This window comes from Streptomyces sp. 2131.1 (assembly GCF_900105515.1).
Classification (GTDB): domain Bacteria; phylum Actinomycetota; class Actinomycetes; order Streptomycetales; family Streptomycetaceae; genus Streptomyces; species Streptomyces drozdowiczii.
This window is the reverse complement of the sequence record NZ_FNSY01000001.1, coordinates 6,288,607-6,306,008: the sequence shown is the minus strand read 5'-3', so window position 1 is coordinate 6,306,008 and position 17,402 is coordinate 6,288,607. Positions and strand designations below refer to the sequence as shown.

At 72.5% G+C, this 17,402-nt stretch carries 13 protein-coding genes; 9 read left to right on the top strand and 4 right to left on the bottom strand.

Annotated elements, in window-relative coordinates:
* The first annotated feature begins 125 nt into the window (after nt 1–125).
* From BLW14_RS28365 to BLW14_RS28330, 8 genes are all read left to right on the top strand, one after another.
* Nucleotides 126–1,109, top strand: coding sequence for a polysaccharide deacetylase family protein (locus tag BLW14_RS28365; protein WP_093709967.1), 984 nt, complete (start codon nt 126–128; stop codon nt 1,107–1,109).
* Between the two features lie 143 nt (nt 1,110–1,252).
* On the top strand, nt 1,253–1,999 hold the full coding sequence (locus BLW14_RS28360; RefSeq protein ID WP_093709966.1) for a GntR family transcriptional regulator: 747 nt from the start codon (nt 1,253–1,255) through the stop codon (nt 1,997–1,999).
* Nucleotides 2,000–2,083: 84 nt separating this feature from the next.
* Complete coding sequence (locus BLW14_RS28355; RefSeq protein WP_093709965.1) at nt 2,084–3,739, top strand: purine-cytosine permease family protein; 1,656 nt, start codon at nt 2,084–2,086, stop codon at nt 3,737–3,739.
* Nucleotides 3,740–3,769: 30 nt separating this feature from the next.
* A complete protein-coding gene (gene uca / locus BLW14_RS28350) occupies nt 3,770–7,351 on the top strand; it encodes an urea carboxylase (protein WP_093709964.1) in 3,582 nt (1,193 codons plus the stop codon).
* On the top strand, nt 7,348–9,063 hold the full coding sequence (gene atzF / locus BLW14_RS28345) for an allophanate hydrolase (RefSeq protein ID WP_093709963.1): 1,716 nt from the start codon (nt 7,348–7,350) through the stop codon (nt 9,061–9,063). Before uca ends, atzF begins: the two co-directional genes overlap by 4 nt.
* 137 nt (nt 9,064–9,200) lie before the next feature.
* The gene (locus tag BLW14_RS28340) at nt 9,201–9,998 is read left to right on the top strand and encodes a triphosphoribosyl-dephospho-CoA synthase (RefSeq protein WP_093709962.1); all 798 of its coding nucleotides are present in this window, start codon (nt 9,201–9,203) and stop codon (nt 9,996–9,998) included.
* Nucleotides 9,999–10,184: 186 nt separating this feature from the next.
* The gene (locus BLW14_RS28335) at nt 10,185–11,897 is read left to right on the top strand and encodes a PP2C family protein-serine/threonine phosphatase (RefSeq protein WP_256332898.1); all 1,713 of its coding nucleotides are present in this window, start codon (nt 10,185–10,187) and stop codon (nt 11,895–11,897) included.
* A 76-nt stretch (nt 11,898–11,973) separates the two neighbouring features.
* Entirely contained in the window at nt 11,974–13,482 is a 1,509-nt protein-coding gene (locus tag BLW14_RS28330; protein ID WP_093709960.1) for a DUF4246 domain-containing protein, read from the top strand.
* Between the two features lie 57 nt (nt 13,483–13,539).
* On the opposite strand, the gene BLW14_RS28325 is transcribed toward BLW14_RS28330, so the two are convergent.
* Nucleotides 13,540–14,373 (bottom strand): PIG-L family deacetylase, encoded by an 834-nt coding sequence (locus BLW14_RS28325; RefSeq protein ID WP_093709959.1) that lies wholly within the window; start codon nt 14,371–14,373, stop codon nt 13,540–13,542.
* Nucleotides 14,374–14,688: 315 nt separating this feature from the next.
* Between BLW14_RS28325 and BLW14_RS28320 the strand changes: the two genes are divergently transcribed.
* Nucleotides 14,689–15,075 carry an FKBP-type peptidyl-prolyl cis-trans isomerase gene (locus tag BLW14_RS28320; protein ID WP_093710871.1) on the top strand — a complete coding sequence of 129 codons (387 nt, stop codon included), beginning with the start codon at nt 14,689–14,691 and terminating at the stop codon, nt 15,073–15,075.
* 14 nt (nt 15,076–15,089) lie between these two features.
* Here the strand turns inward: BLW14_RS28320 and BLW14_RS28315 are convergent, their stop codons facing one another.
* Genes BLW14_RS28315 through BLW14_RS28305 form a run of 3 tightly spaced genes read right to left on the bottom strand, consistent with a single transcriptional unit; the run spans nt 15,090 to nt 17,370 of the window.
* Nucleotides 15,090–15,473, bottom strand: coding sequence for a hypothetical protein (locus BLW14_RS28315; RefSeq protein WP_093709958.1), 384 nt, complete (start codon nt 15,471–15,473; stop codon nt 15,090–15,092).
* Between the two features lie 53 nt (nt 15,474–15,526).
* Nucleotides 15,527–16,189 carry a helix-turn-helix transcriptional regulator gene (locus tag BLW14_RS28310; RefSeq protein WP_093709957.1) on the bottom strand — a complete coding sequence of 221 codons (663 nt, stop codon included), beginning with the start codon at nt 16,187–16,189 and terminating at the stop codon, nt 15,527–15,529.
* A complete protein-coding gene (locus tag BLW14_RS28305) occupies nt 16,186–17,370 on the bottom strand; it encodes a threonine synthase (protein WP_093709956.1) in 1,185 nt (394 codons plus the stop codon). Before BLW14_RS28305 ends, BLW14_RS28310 begins: the two co-directional genes overlap by 4 nt.
* Nucleotides 17,371–17,402 lie beyond the last annotated feature (32 nt).

Below are 17,402 nucleotides of genomic sequence, written 5' to 3'. Positions count from 1 at the left end.
ACCGGTCCGACGCTTTCGAAAGATCTGCCGAAAGCATTGACAGCCCGGGAGGGCCACCAAACACTCCGTGCTCAGGACCGGCCGCCCCCGGCGTGGCCGGAGCACCCCTCACCGGGAGGACTTCCATGCGTCTCCGTCCCCGCCGCCGACCCGCCGTCCTGGCCACCGGCCTCGTGCTCACCGCTGCCAGTTCCCTGGGCCTGACCGCCACCGCCGCCGCCCCGGCACAGGCGGCCACCTGCAACGGCTACGTGGGCCTGACCTTCGACGACGGCCCGTCCAACGACCACACCCCCGCCCTGCTCAACGCCCTCAAGCAGAACGGCCTGCGGGCCACGATGTTCAACGAGGGCCAGTTCGCCACGTCCTACCCGGCGCAGGTGAAGGCCCAGGTCGACGCGGGCATGTGGGTCGGCAACCACAGCTACACCCACCCCCACCTCACCCAGCAGAGCCAGGCTCAGATGGACTCGGAGATCTCCCGCACCCAGCAGGCCGTCGCGGCCGCCGGCGGCGGCACTCCGAAGCTGTTCCGGCCGCCGTACGGGGAGACCAACGCGACGCTCAAGGCGGTCGAGGCCAAGTACGGCCTCACAGAGGTGATCTGGGACGTCGACTCGCAGGACTGGAACGGTGCGAGCACCGACGCGATCGTGCAGGCCGTATCGCGGCTCTCCAACGGCCAGGTCATCCTGATGCACGAGTGGCCGGCCAACACACTGGCCGCCATCCCCCGCATCGCCCAGTCGCTCGCCTCCCACGGCCTGTGCTCGGGCATGATCTCGCCGCAGACCGGGCGGGCGGTCGCGCCCGACGGCAACAGCGGCGGGGGCGGGAACACCGGCGGCTGTACGGCGACCCTCTCCGCCGGGCAGCAGTGGGGCGACCGCTACAACCTCAACGTCTCCGTGACCGGCGGCAGCGACTGGACCGTCACCATGCGCGTCCCCGCACCCGAGAAGGTCCTCACCACCTGGAACGTCAGCGCCACCTACCCGAGCGCCCAGGTGCTGACCGCGAAGCCCAACGGCAGCGGCAACAACTGGGGCGTGACCATCCAGACCAACGGCTCCTGGACCTGGCCGACGGTCTCCTGCGCCACCGGCTGACCGCGCGGGCCCTGTCGGTGAAGCGCTCCGCGCCCGCGCGCGGGGCGCTTCACCATGTGCGGAGCGGGGGTGAGTTGCCGGAAACGAGTCGTTCACCGCATCGCGGCCTTCGGTGAAACAAGCGGTTCCTAGCGTCTCCGCACATGGATTCCACGCTGGATTCGACGCTGTATACGCCCCCGGACACAGAGCGGGACACCAGCTCGGCACCCGCGCTCCCGCTGCGCGACATGGTCTACGGGCGGCTGCGCGCGGCCGTGCTCGACGGTGACTTCGGGCCGCGCGAGCGGCTGGCCGAGATGCGGCTCGCCGCACGGTTCGGCGTGTCCCGGACCCCGGTGCGCGAAGCCCTGGCGCGTCTCCTCGCGGACGGCCTGATCGAACGCGGCGACGGCGGCTTCTTCGTCACGATCCCCAACCTGACCCAGCTGCGCGACCTGTACGAGTTGCGGGTCACCCTGGAACTGCGAGGCATCGCCCGGGCGATCGACGACCCGTCCGTCCGGCACGAACCGGCCGTGCTGAAGACCGAGTTGGAACGCTGGTACGCCATGCGCGAGCAGCCCTCGGACCCCGACCCCCGCTTCGTCGTCCAGGACGAGCGCTTCCACGCGGAGCTGTCCCGCGCCTCCGGGAACCCCGCCCTGACGGATGCCCTGGTCGCCGTCAGCGAGCGCATCCGCCGAGTGCGGATGTACGACTTCCTCACCCGGGACCGGGTGGAGACGACCATCACCGAGCACATCGAGATCATGGAGTCCGTCCGCGACGGACGCCTCGACGACGCCCACCGCGCCCTGCACGCCCACGTCGGCGACTCCATGGCCGTCGTCCTCGAACGGGCCCAGCGCGCCATGACGCAGATGGCCCTGCACGCCGACCGCCTCTGACATCCCCCGCAGCCGGCGGTTCCCGCCCCGCCCGTCCTCAGCACGGCCTTCCCTCCGATCACCGCCTCCCCGAAGGGCTTGCCCATGAGTACGACCGAGTCACGCGCGACCTCCACACCACCGACCGCCTCCAAGAGCCGGGCGACGCGCGAGACCCTGGAGGACTACACCCTCCGCTTCGCGCCCCGGAGTTACCGCCGCTGGACCCCCGCGGTCGTGGCCACCACCGCCCTCGGCGGCATCGCCTACATGGCCGACTTCTCCATCGGCGCCGGCATCGGCCTCGCCCACGGCACCGGAAACGCGCTGGTCGCGATCGCGGTGGCGGCCGTCGTCATCTTCGCCACCGGCTTCCCGCTGGCGTACTACGGCGCCCGGTACAACCTGGACCTCGACCTGATCACCCGCGGCTCCGGCTTCGGCTACTACGGCTCGGTCCTGACCAGCGTGATCTTCGCCAGCTTCACCTTCATCTTCTTCGCCCTCGAAGGCTCGATCATGGCCCAGGGCCTCGAACTCGGCCTCGGGCTGCCGCTCTGGCTCGGCTATCTGGTCTCGACGCTGATGGTCATCCCGCTGGTGATCTACGGCATGTCGGCGCTCAGCAAGCTCCAGGTGTGGACGACCCCGATCTGGCTGCTGCTGATGGTCGGCCCGCTCGTCTATCTGGTCGCCACCGACCCCGGCACGGTCGACCGGTTCCTCTCGTACGCCGGAACCGACGGCAAGGGCGGCCTGGACACCGCGTCCGTGCTGCTGGGCGCCGGTGTCTGCCTCTCCCTCATCGCGCAGATCGGCGAGCAGATCGACTACCTGCGCTTCATGCCGCCGAAGACCGAGGCCAACCGGCGCACCTGGTGGACCGCCGTGGTCATGGCCGGTCCCGGATGGGTGGTGCTGGGCGCGCTCAAGCAGGCCATCGGTGTGTTCCTCGCGGTGTACGTGATCGCCGAGGTCGGACCGGCTGCCGCGCCCGAGCCGATCCGGCAGTTCCGGGGCGCCTTCGACGCGATGCTGCCGTCCTGGCTGGTCGTGCCGCTGGCCGTGGTCCTGGTGGTGATCAGCCAGATCAAGATCAACGTGACCAACGCGTACTCCGGCTCGCTCGCCTGGACCAACTCCTTCACCAGGGTCACGAAGCACTACCCCGGCCGGCTGGTCTTCGTCCTGGTCAACCTCGGCTTCGCGCTCGCGCTGATGGAGGCCGACATGTTCAGCTTCCTCAACGACATCCTCGGCTTCTACTCCAACTGCGCCATCGCCTGGATCGTCACCGTCGCCACCGACATCGGCGTCAACAAGTACCTGCTGCGGATCTCGCCGCTCCGTCCGGAGTTCCGCCGGGGCATGCTGTACGCGGTCAACCCCGTCGGCGTCGTCGCCTTCACCGCCGCGTCCGGGCTGTCGATCGCGATGTACTTCCACGCCCTGGGCGACACCCTCCAGCCGTACTCCCCCGTCGCCGCCGCGGTCCTCGCCTTCGTCCTGACCCCTCTCGTCGCGGTCGTCACCAGGGGCCGGTACTACCTGCGCCGCACCGACGACGGCCTGGACGAGCCGATGCTCGACGCGGACGGGAACCCGAGCGCGGCGACCCTCGACTGCCACGTCTGCCACCAGCCGTACGAGCGCCCCGACCTCGCCGCCTGCGCCACGCACGACGCGCTGGTCTGCTCGCTCTGCCTGAGCACCGACGGCGTCGGCGACCACGTGCTGCCCGCCCAGCCGCGTACCGCCTGAACCCCGGTGCCTTACCGAGGAGTTGCCGCCATGTTCGACACCCTGCTCATCGCCAACCGCGGAGAGATCGCCTGCCGTGTCATCCGCAGCGCCGAGGCCCTCGGCCTGCGCACGGTGGCCGTGTACTCCGATGCCGACCGCACCGCCCCGCACGTCCGGATGGCCGACGAGGCCGTGCGCCTCGGCCCCGCACCCGCGGCCGAGAGCTATTTGCGCGCCGACGCGGTCCTGGAGGCCGCCCTCGCCACCGGGGCCGGCGCGATCCACCCCGGGTACGGCTTCCTGTCCGAGAACGCGGAGTTCGCCGCCGCCGTGGAGAAGGCGGGCCTCGCATTCGTCGGCCCCACGCCCGCCCAGCTGGAGGTCTTCGGCGCCAAGCACACCGCACGGGACGCGGCGCTCGCGGCGGGCGTGCCCCTGCTGCCCGGCAGCGGGCTCCTCGCCGACGAGGAGGAGGCCCTGCGCGCGGCGGAGCGGACCGGCTATCCGGTGATGCTCAAGGCGACCGGCGGCGGAGGCGGCATCGGCATGCGGGCGTGCGCCGGGCCCGCGGAGCTGCGGGACGCGTTCGCCGGGGTGTCGCGGCTGGCCCGGGGCAGCTTCGCCGACGGCGGGGTCTTCCTGGAGCGGTACGTGGAGCGCGCCCGCCACGTCGAGGTGCAGGTCTTCGGGGACGGCGCCGGGTCCGTCGTGGTGCTCGGCGACCGCGACTGCTCGCTCCAGCGGCGCAACCAGAAGGTGCTGGAGGAGGCCCCGGCACCGGACCTGCCCCCGCATGTGCGCGCCGGACTCCACACCGCCGCCCGGGAGTTGTGCGCCTCGGTGGACTACCGCTCGGCCGGCACCGTCGAGTTCGTGTACGACCCGGTGCGCGAGGAGGCGTACTTCCTGGAGGTCAACACCCGCCTCCAGGTGGAACATCCGGTGACCGAGGAGGCCCACGGCATCGACCTGGTCGCCTGGATGCTGCGCCTGGCGCGCGGCGAGAGCGGCTTCCTGGCGGAGCCGCACGCCCGGGGCCACGCGGTCGAGGCGCGGATCTACGCCGAGGACCCGGCCCGGGACCACCGGCCCAGCTCCGGTCTGCTGACCCGCGTCGGCTTCCCGGAGGGCGTACGCGTGGACGGCTGGGCGGAGACCGGGCAGCACGTCTCCTCCGCGTACGACCCGATGCTCGCCAAGGTCGTCGCGACCGGTGACACCCGGGCGGAGGCGTTCGCGCGGCTGGCCGAGGCGCTGGACGGGACGGTGGTGGACGGGGTGGAGACCAACCTCGGGCTGCTGCGCGCCGCCTGCCGCGAGCCGGTGGTGCTCGACGCCCGGCACACCACGGCCACCCTGGCCGGGCTGCGCGACCCCCGACCGCGCGTCGACGTGGAGCGCGGCGGCGCCCAGACCACGGTGCAGGACTGGCCGGGGCGCACCGGCTACTGGGAGGTGGGCATCCCGCCGGGCGGCCCGATGGACGACCTCTCCTTCCGCCTCGGCAACACGGCCGTCGGCAACCCGGAGGGTGCTCCCGGTCTCGAATGCACGCTGGAGGGGCCCGCGCTGCGCTTCTCCTCGCCGGCCGTCGTCTGCGTCACCGGCGCCCCGGCCGCGGTCACCGTCGACGGATGCCCCGCCGCCCTGTGGGAGCCGCTCGAAATCGCCGCCGGGCAACTGCTGGACGTCGGTACCGCCCAGGGCCCCGGGATGCGCACCTACGTTTTGGTCCGAGGCGGTCTCGACGTCCCCGCCTACCTGGGCAGCGCGGCCACCTTCGCCCTCGGGGCCTTCGGCGGCCACGCCGGCCGCGCCCTGCGCACCGGTGACGTGCTGCGGCCGGCCGCCCCCGCGCCGGACGCCCTGCCGCCCGCCCCGGTTCCCGGCGGCTCGCGTCCGCACTTCACGGCCCACTGGCGTATCGCGGTCAGCGAAGGCCCGCACGCCGCACCGGACTTCCTCACCCGTGACGGCATCGCGACGGTGTACGGGACGCACTGGAAGGTCTCCGCCCAGTCGGCGCGCACTGGTGTGCGTCTCGTCGGTCCCCGTCCCGAGTGGGCCCGGCCGGACGGCGGCGAGGCGGGACTGCATCCGTCCAACGTGCACGACACCGCGTACTCCGTCGGCGCGGTCAACCTCACCGGCGACACCCCGGCCATCCTCGGCCCCGACGGGCCGAGCCTGGGAGGGTTCGCCTGCCCGGTCACCGTCGTGCGCGGCGAACGCTGGAAGACCGGTCAGCTGCGGCCGGGCGACACCGTGCAGTTCGTCCCCGTCACGGAGCGGACCGCCGATGCCCTGCGCCGTACCCCCGCGCTCCTCACGCTGCCGGCGCCCGGCGGCCCGGACGGCGACGACGGCATGCTCGGCCGCCGCCCCGCAACCGGCACGGCCCCGGAGGTCACGTACCGTCGGGGCGCCGACGACAACATCCTCGTCGAGTACGGCCCCATGACCCTCGACCTGGGCCTGCGGATGCGCGTCCACGCCCTCGCCGAACACATACGGGCCCTGGCGCCACGGGGACTGGTCGACGCCACTCCGGGCGTACGGTCGCTGCATCTGCACACCGACCCGGACATGCTGCCGCTGCGCACCCTGCTCGGTCTTCTCCGGGAGGCCGAGGAGCAGCTGCCGGCCACCGCCGAACTGCGCGTGCCGAGCCGGGAGGTGCACCTGCCGCTGTCCTGGGACGACCCGACCGTCGACGAGGCCATCGACCGCTACGTCGCGTCGGTGCGCGGCGACGCGCCCTGGAACCCGTCCAACATCGAGTTCATCCGCCGCATCAACGGGCTGGGCAGCGTCGAGGACGTACGCCGTACCGTCTTCGACGCGCGCTATCTCGTCCTCGGCCTCGGCGACGTCTATCTCGGCGCTCCGGCCGCCACCCCGCTGGATCCGCGCCACCGCCTGGTGACCACCAAGTACAACCCGGCGCGCACCTGGACGGCGGAGGCCGGGGTGGGCATCGGCGGCTCGTACCTGTGCGTCTACGGGATGGAGAGCCCAGGCGGCTACCAGCTCATCGGCCGGACGGTCCCCGTGTGGGGCGGTCTGCGCCCGCCCCGCTCCTTCGCCGACGGCACGCCGTGGCTGCTGCGGTTCTTCGACCGGATCATCTGGCACCCGGTCGAAGCGGCCGAACTCCTGGACATCCGGGCCGATCTCGCCTCCGGGCGGACCGCCCTGGACATCCGCCCGGGTGTCTTCTCGCTCGCGGAGCACGAGGCGTTCCTGCGGGAGAACGCGGAGGACATCGCCGCCTTCCGTACCCGCCAGTCCGCCGCCTTCGAGACGGAGCGCCTGGCGTGGGAGGCGGCGGGCGAGTTCGCCCCGCGCGCCGAACCGGAGCAGGCCGCCGAGTCCGTCGCCGCGCTCGCCCTGCCGCCGGGCTCGGGGCTGGTCGAGGCGCCGCTGAGCTCCACCGTATGGAAGGTCGAGGCGGGGCCGGGCACCCGGGTCGAGGCGGGTCAGGCCCTTCTGGTCCTGGAAGCCATGAAGATGGAGGTCGTCGTGCGCGCTCCCGCCCACGGCGTCGTCACCGACGTCCTCGTCACCCCCGGACAGCAGATCGACGCCGGCACCCCGCTGGCCGTCGTCGCACGAGAGGAAGCAGCGTGACCCAGAGCTGCGTCGCACGCGTCACCGCCGCCTACCGCCGCATCGCCGGGGCCGACCGCCCTGAGGTGTGGATCACCCTGCGCCCGGAGGCGGACGTCCTGGCGGAGGCCACCGCCCTGGACGCCCGGCTGGCCGCAGGGGAGCCGCTGCCCCTGGCGGGCGTCCTGGTCGCGGTGAAGGACAACATCGATGTCGCCGGGCTGCCCACCACGGCCGCCTGTCCGGCCTTCGCGTACACCCCGGAGGCGGACGCGCCTGCCGTACGGCGGCTGCTGGACGCGGGCGCGGTCGTGCTGGGCAAGACCAATCTGGACCAGTTCGCCACCGGCCTGGTCGGGACCCGCAGCCCCTACGGACCCGTGCGCAACGCCCTGCGCCCCGAAAAGATCTCCGGCGGCTCCAGTTCCGGTTCGGCGGTCGCCGTGGCCCTCGGGATCGCGGACATCGCGCTCGGCACCGACACGGCGGGCTCCGGACGCGTCCCCGCCGCCCTCAACGGCATCGTCGGTATCAAGCCGACCCTGGGCCTGGTGCCCACTACCGGGGTGGTCCCCGCCGCCCGCTCCTACGACGCGGTCACGGTGTTCGCCCGGACGCTCACCGGGGCCCAGCGGGCCGTCGGCGTCATGACGGGCCCGGACGACGGCGATCCCCGCAGCCGCGCCTGGCCGGACGACGTCCGTCTGGCGGCCCCGTCCCGGCCCCGGATCGCCGTGCCCCGCGAGGAGGACCTCGCCCCGCTGTCGGACGGTGGGCGCGCCGCGTTCGCGGCGGCCGTCAAACAGGTGGAGGCCGCCGGCGCCACGACCGCAGTCGTCGACGTGTCACCGCTGCTGCTGGCGGCCCGGCTGCTCTACGACGGGGCGCTGGTCGCCGAACGCTACGCGGCCGTCGGCGAGTTCATCGCCGGCGATCCGTCGGCGGCGGACCCCACGGTCGCCGGGATCATTCTCGGCGCCGCCGGTCTGCCGGCCCACGCCCTGTCCGCCGACCAGGAGCGCCTGGACCGGTATCGGGCGATGGCGCGCCGGGCTCTCTCCGGCTACGACGCGCTGCTGCTGCCCACAACCACCGGGCACCCCGACATCGCCGAGGTGCTCGCCGACCCGGTGGCCGTCAACTCGCGGCTGGGCACCTACACGAACTTCGTGAACCTGCTGGACATGGCGGCGGTCGCCGTCCCGGCCGGGGAGGCCGACGGCAGCCCGTTCGGCGTCAGCGTCGTCACCCGCGCCTTCGAGGACCAGCCGGCCCTGGACATCGCCGCCCTGCTCACCGGTGAGCAGGCACCGGAGCCCCTGCCGGGGTGCGGCGTGGACCTCGCGGTGTTCGGTGCCCATCTGTCCGGGCAGCCGCTCAACCACCAGCTCACCGATTCCGGTGCCCGGTACGCCGGTGAGGTGACCACCACGGCCGCCTACCGGCTCACGGCGCTCGGGACCACGCCGCCCAAGCCGGGCCTCGTCCGGGTCGGCCCCGGGGGCGGCGCACCCATCGGCGGTGAGCGGTGGACCCTCTCCCCCGCCGCCCTCGGGCGCTTCCTCGCCGCGCTCCCCGCGCCCATGTCCCTCGGCCGAGTCGAACTGGCGGAGGGGAGCTGGGTCCTCGGGTTCCAGTGCGACCCGGACTCCGCGGCCGGGGGCACCGACATCACGGAGCACGGCGGCTGGCGGGCCTACCTGGACTCGGCTGGGGAGGCGGCGACCGGCTGACGGTGCGGGGTGGGGGCGGAGGGCCCGCACCGGAGGGCCTTTCGTCCCGGTTTGCCCCTCCGGCAGCGGGCATGAAGCGGTAGCCCGGCCGCGCCGCCGGGCCTGTCCGCCCGCCCCGCCCAGTGGAAGCGATACGCATGCCCTCCCAGCACCTGCCCCGGATCGACGCAGACGGCCTCGCGGACCTCGCCGTCGCGGCCTTCACCCGCGAGGTGTTCCTGACGCCCAAGCCGGGACTGCCCGACTGCCGTACCGCGCAGACGCCCGCCAACTCGGTGTTCTCGTCACTCGTCGACGTCGGGGTGCGGCTCCACGGCCCGCTGCGCGCGGCCGCCGCGGCCGGGACGGACATCGGCAGGCTCTCCGACGCGTGCCGCGCCGCCCAGGACCAGGTGCCGCACACCGCGTCCCTGCACGGCTTCGACGCGGCAGCCCGCGCGCTGTGCCTGCTGACGGCCGCGTGGACGCGCGGCGCCGCCGGCACCCGGGACGCCTGTACGCGGGCCGTCGCCCTCGACGAGCAGGTCGCACCGTCCGAGGACGTCCGAGACAGCCGCCCCTTGCTGTCGGGCCGGACCACATGGGACGGCCTCACCGCCACCGAGGCCGCGCTCTCCGCCGTGCGCGAGGCCCGCACGCGGGGTGTCACCGAGGACACCGCGCAGCTCGACGCGCTGCTGACCCTGATGGCGGCGATGGACGACGAGCGGGTGGTACGCGACAAGGGGCCGCTGGCGCTGCGGATGGTCCAGGAGGACGCCGCCACGGTCCTGGCCGCCGGCGGCGCGGGGATGCCCGAGGGCCGCCGCCTGCTGTCCGAGCTGGACGAGCAGATGACGCGGTACGCGATCTGCCCGGCCACCAGCGGCGCGCTGCTCACCGTCGTGCTGTTCCTGGACTCGGTGGACAGCCGGCTGCCGGCCGCGGCGGCCTGAGCGGGGCGGTCGCGGGATGCGGGGCCGGGGGGCGGTCGCGGGTGCGGATCCCGGGCCGGGCGACGGGCCCCGCTCCACCGCAACGCACCGCCGCCGCCACCACCGGCCTATCCCGACTGGCACCCCCGCCCACCCGCCCCGATGCTGTTCCGGCGCCGCCCGTACACCCGCACCGAGAGGCACGACATGCCCGTGGACGTTCCCCCTCCGGCGGAGGGCCCGCGCGCACGTCTGGAACTGCGGGCGATCCGGGCCCTGCTGGACGCGCAGCGGCGCCGCGTCACCGCGTACACCGAGCGCTACGGGCCCGGCCTGCCCAATCCCGCACCCCCGGCCGTCCCGTTCGCGGTCCCGCCCACCTGCCAGGACGTGCTCGACGCCCTCCCGATGGCGGCCCTGCTCCTGGCCCCCGTGGTCGGTGCGGACGGCGAGGTCCAAGACATCGTCCTACTCGCCCGCAACGCCACGGCCCGTGAGTACGCGGCCTCCCGGTTCCCCGATGACGCCGTGCCGCCGTGGACGGGGCCGGTGCCGCTGTTCGAACGCATCCCTTCGCTGGCCTCCACGGCCATTCCGGGGATGCTGGCCGACGCGTACCACCAGCGCGCGCCGCAGCAGAGCGACACGGTGGAGTGGCTGGTGCGGACCCGTACCGGGCCGGTGCGGATCAGCGCCGAGGTGCGCGTCGCACCTTGTGGCGACCACTTCCTGCTGACCTGGGAACCGGGCGGCCGGCTCCGTATGGCCGCCGCGGCCCAGCAGCTCGTACGCACGTGCTGGGTGGAGTGGAACCTCGCCGACGACGGCGTCCAGCCCTCCCGCGGCTTCCGTCAGATCCTCGGCCTCGCCGACGACGCGCCCGAGCCCAGCCTGTGCGAGCTGGCCACGGCCGTCACACCGGACAGCCGGTCCACGCTGTACCAGGCGCTGTACGACGTCATCCTGCGAAAGCGCACCACCGACTGCGAGCTGCGCTTCCGGGGCGGCGAGCGGGTGTTCCGGATGGTCGCCGAGCCCGTGCGCATCGTCCCCGGCGGCCTGGTGTGGGCGCTGCGGGCCGTCCTCATCGACGTCACCACGGACCGGTGGCGGCGCGAGGCGGCACGGCGCGCCGAACGCGACGCGCGCCGTGAGCACGAGCGTGCCGAGGCCGTCGCGGAGGTCGCCGACGTCCTGCGCGACGCGGTGCTCCCCCATTTCCAGGACGAACTGGAGAACTTCGGGCTGGAGGCGGCGGCCGTCTACCGCCCCGACGCACCCGGGGCCGGGGTCGGCGGCGACTGGTACAAGGCCCGCGGCCTGCCCGACGGCCGCCTCCTGGTCGCGCTGGGCGACGCCCGCGGCCACGGCCTGGCGGCGGTCACCCTGATGGCCAAGCTCCGGTACGCGCTCGCGGGCCTCGCGTACACCTCTCAGCCCGTCGAGCTGTTGACCCAGTGGCTCAACGAGGTGGCCTGCGCCGACGACAGGGAGTCCACGGCCACCGCGATCATCGCCCGCTACCACCCGGATCTCAGCCTGCTGCGGTGGACCTGTGCCGGGCATCCGCGCCCGGTTCTCCTGCGCGACGGCCGCGCGTCCCAACTCCCGGCGCCCGCCGGGGGCCCCGGCCTCACGCTGGGCGTCATGCCGAACACGGTCTACAGCGCCACGGAGACGCCGCTGGAGACCGACGACATCGTGCTCATGTACTCCGACGGTCTGACCGAGCGCCGTCCGGCCGACCCGGAGTCGGACACGCGCCGATTCCTCCAGGCGGCGGAATACTGCTTCCGGGAGGCCGCCCCGGGCCTCGGCCATGCCGGTCTCCAGGGCTACGTCGAACGGCTCGTCGCCCACTTGGACGGCCCGCACCGCACGGACGACGCGACGCTCCTGGCACTGCGCCGGACCGCGTAAACGGCGCCCGGGGGCGTTGTCAGTCGGCTCCCGTATTCTTCCGGCCACTGCTCACCGCCTGGAAGGAACCGAAGAGTTGACCGGCCCGACCGCCTTTCCGCTGCCGTTCCAAGCCTCCCGCTCCGCGTTGTACGCGACGCCCCGGACCCTGCGGGAGCTGGAGATGATCGGGTGCAGCGCGCACCTCCGGGCGAAGCCGGGATGGTTCGACAAGATGAACGACCCCGGCATCGTGGCCCGGTGGACGTGCGAGGCGATGGCCCAAGGGCTCACCGAGGCCCAGATCCGCTACGTGCTGGCCGAGCTCGCGCACTACGCGCGGCTGCGGGACGAGCGGACCGGGATCGAGGTCTCCGCAGTCGACGGCGTCTGGCAGTCGGACACGCTGATCGACGACGAGCTGCGGTCACGGCTGCGCGAGGCTGTCCGGGTGCTGGAGGAGGTCCCCGAGGAGGAGAAGGACTGGCACCCGGGCTCGGACGGCCAGGTGCTCGACCTGGTGCACCCCTCGCTGTTCTGCCTGGTACGAGGCGTGAGCGGCGGACCGGAGCGCGCCTGGGAGAACCCGACGAGCAGTTACTCGAAGCACGAGTTCTCGGACATGTTCCAGTGGCTGCCCTCGGATGTCGAGGTCGGCGCGGACGGCGAGGTGGCGTTCCGTTCGTACGTGAACAACGTCCACCCCGAGGACCATCGCGAACTGACCGACGTCCTGCCCGACCTGTTCGCCCGCATGCGCCCGCTGCTGGAGAACGTACTCACGGATCTGCGTAACCCGCGGCCCCTGCGGATCACGGTCGACCCGTACGGCTGGTACGACGACGAGCCGGAGTACCCGGAGGAGGAGGAGTTCAACGACAAGGAGGCGTACGAAGAAGCAGTCCAGGCGCATGAGGAGGCCCTGGACGACTGGTACGAGAACCGGCGGCCGGCAATCCCGGACGCCCCGGACTACGCCCCGCCCGCGCTGCCGGACGGATTCGCCCCGGTCGACCTGCGCGGACGCCGCCTCCAGGTCATCGTCAAGCTCGCCACCATCCACCTGACTCCGGAGAAGCCCGAGTATGCCGGGGGTTCCTGGCATGTCGAGGGCATGCTGAACGAGCGGATCGTGTCGACCGGCATCTATTACTGGGACAGCGAGAACATCACGGACAGCCGGCTGAGCTTCCGTACCGCGCTCGACGAGCCCGAGTACGAGCAGAACGACGACGACGGCGTGCGTGAGGTGTACGGCCTGGAGGACGATGACGCGCTGAACCAGCTGCTGGGATCGGCATCCACCCCGGCGGGCCGCTGCCTGGCGTTCCCGAACGTCCTCCAGCACCGGGTCGGTTCGTTCCGTCTCGCGGACCCCGCCCGTCCCGGGCACCGCAAGATCCTCGCGTTCTTCCTGGTCGACCCGGAGCGTACGATCGTCTCGACCTCCGACATACCGCCGCAGCAGCCGTGGTCCGACACGTCTACCATGACGCTCGAACAGGCCGAGGAGTACCGCGAACAGCTCATGCGGGAGCGGAAGTTCTTCGTGGACGAGCACAACGAGCAGCTCTACGAGCGGGAGTTCTCCCTCTGCGAGCACTGAGCCGCGCGCACGCCTCCGGGCCGGATCCGGCCCGGAGGCGACTGCCCGCCGGCAGGGTCAGCGCAGTCCGGCGAAGAGGTCGTTCTCGGGCAGGGCGGCGTCGGTCGTGTCCTTGACGCGTACGAAGGTCTCCATGCCCATCAGCTCGGCGAACCGCTCCTTGCCCATCTTGAGGAAGAAGATGTTCTCGCCCTGACTGGCGTGCGCGGCCAGCGAGTCGAACTTCTGGCCGCTGAACGGGGTGATGTCCACCCAGGTGGTGATCTCCTCGTCGGGAAGGCCGATCTCGGCCAGCGCGGCGGCCTCCTCGGGGTCGGGCTCCGGCATGTCCTCGCCGAACTCCCGCATCGTCTCCCCGAAGCGCTGCATCATCGAGCGAGGCGCCGTCGTCCAGTAGACCTTCGGCGTCAGCTCGGTCATCTCCAGTGCCGCCATCGTGATGCGGTTGGCCTGGATGTGGTCGGGGTGGCCGTAGAAGCCGTTCTCGTCATAGGTGACGACCACATCGGGCCGGTAGTGCTCCATCAGCGCCGCGAGCCGTGCGGCGCCCTCCTCCACGGGGGTCCGCCAGAAGGAATGCGGTGCGTCGTTGCTCGGCCAGCCCATCATCCCGGAGTCGGCGTAGTCCAGCGTCTCCAGGTCGCTGATCTTCAGCACCTCGCAACTGGCCTCCAGCTCCCGTCGCCGCATCGCGGCGACGGCCGCCGGATCGTGCCCGGGGTCGCCCGGCTTGCTGCCTCCGGGCCCGTCACCGCAACCGCCGTCGGTACAGGTCACCAGCACTGTGCGGATGCCTTCCGCCGCATAGCGCGCGAGGACGCCTCCGGTACTGGTGGCCTCGTCGTCGGGGTGGGCGTGCACTGCCATGAACGTCAACGGCCGGTCGGTCATGTCACGGTCCTTCTGCTTGATTACGTCTGGATACGGATCGCGGCGACGCGCCGCGCTCCCGGGCCCGGACCCGGGCGGTGCTCCCGCCCCCGTACGGTTCCGGTCCTCGCTCGATGCAACCTCCCCGGCCGGACCCGCTGTTCCCGACACGGCGAAGCCGACGTGCCGCGATCCCCTCCCCCATCCTGCCTCCCGCCACTGACAGTCGAACGACGCCGAGGTCCTCGTCGGCCGATAGCGTGATCACCTGCCGCATGAATGTCCATGCGTCCACCCTCCGGCAAAGAGGGACGGTGGCGAGCGATGGGGACCACGATGAACGAACAACCGGCGAAGCCCGAGATCACGATCCCCGAGGGGGACGCGCCCACCGAACTCACGACTCGCGACCTCGTGGAGGGGGACGGTCCGGAGGCGCGGCCCGGCAGGGTCGTCCAGGTTCACTACGTAGGGGCCGCGTTCGCATCGGGGCGGGAGTTCGACTCGTCCTGGGAGCAGAACCGCCCGTTCAAGTTCGCCGTCGGCGGCGGCAAGGCCATCAAGGGCCTGGACCGTGGCGTACGGGGAATGAAGCCCGGCGGCCGCCGCGAGATCATCGTTCCCCCGCGCCTCGGGTACGGCAAGCAGTCACCCTCGCACCTGATCCCGCCGGGCTCGACACTGGTCTTCGTCGTGGACCTGCTCACGGTCGTCGGCCCCTGAGGCGCGGGGCCCGGTCACGCGGGGATGAAGTCCGGCCACCAGGGCGGGACGTTGCCGGGGCACGACGGGGCGGGGTAGGAGTCCGGCATTCCGAGCCAGGTGACGAGGAACCAGGTGAGCCAGAGGGTGAAGACGAGCCCCACGACGAGGGCCGCCCCGCGATGACGTCTCCCTGGCATGCCCCGCAGGAGCGCCCAGGGAACCGCGGCGGCGACCCGGATGAGGGGCCCGAGAAGCAGCAGGGTCATTCCGTCGCCGGGGCCGTTGCCGACGCCACAAGCGGCCCACGCGTTCCCGATCGCGACGGTGGACGCGAGCGCGATCAGCCCGCCGAAGACGACCCCGAGGCCGATCGCTCCGGACCAACCACGCGGAGGCGCCGAGGGCTCCGTTCCCATGCTCGTCACTCCGCCCCGAACGGCGGATCGCCGAAGGCACCGACCGACGACCCTCATCGGGGTTGCTGCTTCGTGTAGTTGTACACGGTCGCCCGGGACACACCCAGCTGGTCGGCGATGAGCTGGGCGGAACCGCGGGTCCCGAAGAAGCCCTCGCGATGCAGCTGCCGGACCAGTTCGCTCTTCTGGTCGCGGTTGAGGCCGCGCGGAGTGCTGGAGCGCTCGGCCGCGAACGAGTCGATGACGGACCGGAGTTCACGGCCGCCGCGGTCGCGCAGGGTCTCCAGCACCTCGCCCCCGTGCTCGACATCCGTGGCGACGAGGTTGGCCAGGGTCAGTGCCAGCGGCGAGAGCGTGCTGACGTCCAGATTGAGGCACAGGGCCGCGACATAGCGCCCCTCGGCGTTCTTGATGCCGATCGACGTGCTCTTGGCGGGGCGCCCGTCGGGGAACCGGTTGCTGTAGTTCTGGATCACGCCGGGATAGTCGGGGTCCGCGATGCGCCGCAGCCCCAGCTCGGTGGCGGGGTCACCCACCTGCCGCCCGGACAGGTTGTTCTCGATGGCCCGGATCGCGTGATCGGGCCGGCGCAGATCGTGCAGGACGACCTCGCAGAGGCCGGGGAACATGCGTCCGATGGCGACAGCGATGCGCTCGGCCTCCCGTACGAGGTGCTCGTCGTCCCCGCCCGCGGGCCGGTCGGTGCGGCCGGTCACCGTACGCCGCCCGCTTCCCGGCCGTCGTCGCCGTGCCCGGCGAACACCGCGGCCATCGTCTCGGCGGACTTCAGGCCCGCCCCGGTGAGCACGACCACGGTCGTCTCGTCCGGCGCGATCTCCCCGGTCGCGATGAAGTGGTCCAGGGCCGCCGCGGCGACGCTGCTCGTCGGCTCGGCGTACAGCCCGCGCGCGCTCAGGGCGCGGACCGCGGCATGGATCTCCGCCTCGGGCACGGCGTACGCGCCCCCGCCGGACCGGCGGACGGCCTCCACCGCCTCGGGCAGCCGGACCGGATGGGCGATGGAGGCACCCTCGGCGATCGTCGGGACCCGCTCGCCGCGGGCGCCCGGGGCGACGCCGTTGAGCGTGTCGGCGATGGTCGCCCAGTGCTCGGGCTGCCCGACGAACAGACGGGGGCGCCTGTCGATCTGCCCGGCGTCGAGCAGTTCGCCGAACGCCAGGTCGCACCCGATGACGTTGCTGCCGGCCCCGGCCACGAGGACCACGTTGTCGGGCGCGGTGAAGCCGAGGGACTCCCACATCTCGTACGCGACGGTCTTGGTGCCCTGGATGAACATGGGGTGCCAGTTGTGGCTGGCGTACGGAATCCGCCGCGACTGCCGGACCGCCTCGTCCGCGACCTCGTCGCGGGTGCCCTCCACGAGTTCGATCTCGGCTCCGTAGGCGCGGGCCTGGAGGATCTTGGCCGCCGAGGTGGCCGCGGGCACGATGATCTTGGCACGGATTCCGGCAGCGGCGGCGTAGGCGGCCACCGCGGAACCGCCGTTCCCCGAACTGTCCTCAAGCACGCGATCCGCGCCCTGCGCCGCGAGGTGGGAGATCATCACCGACACTCCGCGGTCCTTGAAACTGGAGGTCGGGTTGAACCACTCCAGCTTGAAGTGAACGCGCCGACCCGACCAGTCGACCGGGATCATCGGCGTACACCCTTCCCCCAGGCTCACCCGGTGGGCGACGGGGACGGGAAGGGCCGCGTGATAGCGCCACAGCGACCGTTCGGCGGTGTCGATCCGCCCGGGCCGCAGCCCGGGCAGCGTACTGACGGCGAGCGGACCACCGTCGTCGCCCCGCCAGCGGGGATCGTCCAGGGCATAGCGCCGCCCGGACCGGTCGTACAGGTGGGCCACGGCTGCCGCGGAATGCTGTTCGTCGCTCATGGGCGGTACGGCTCCCCCTCGCTCGGAATGGA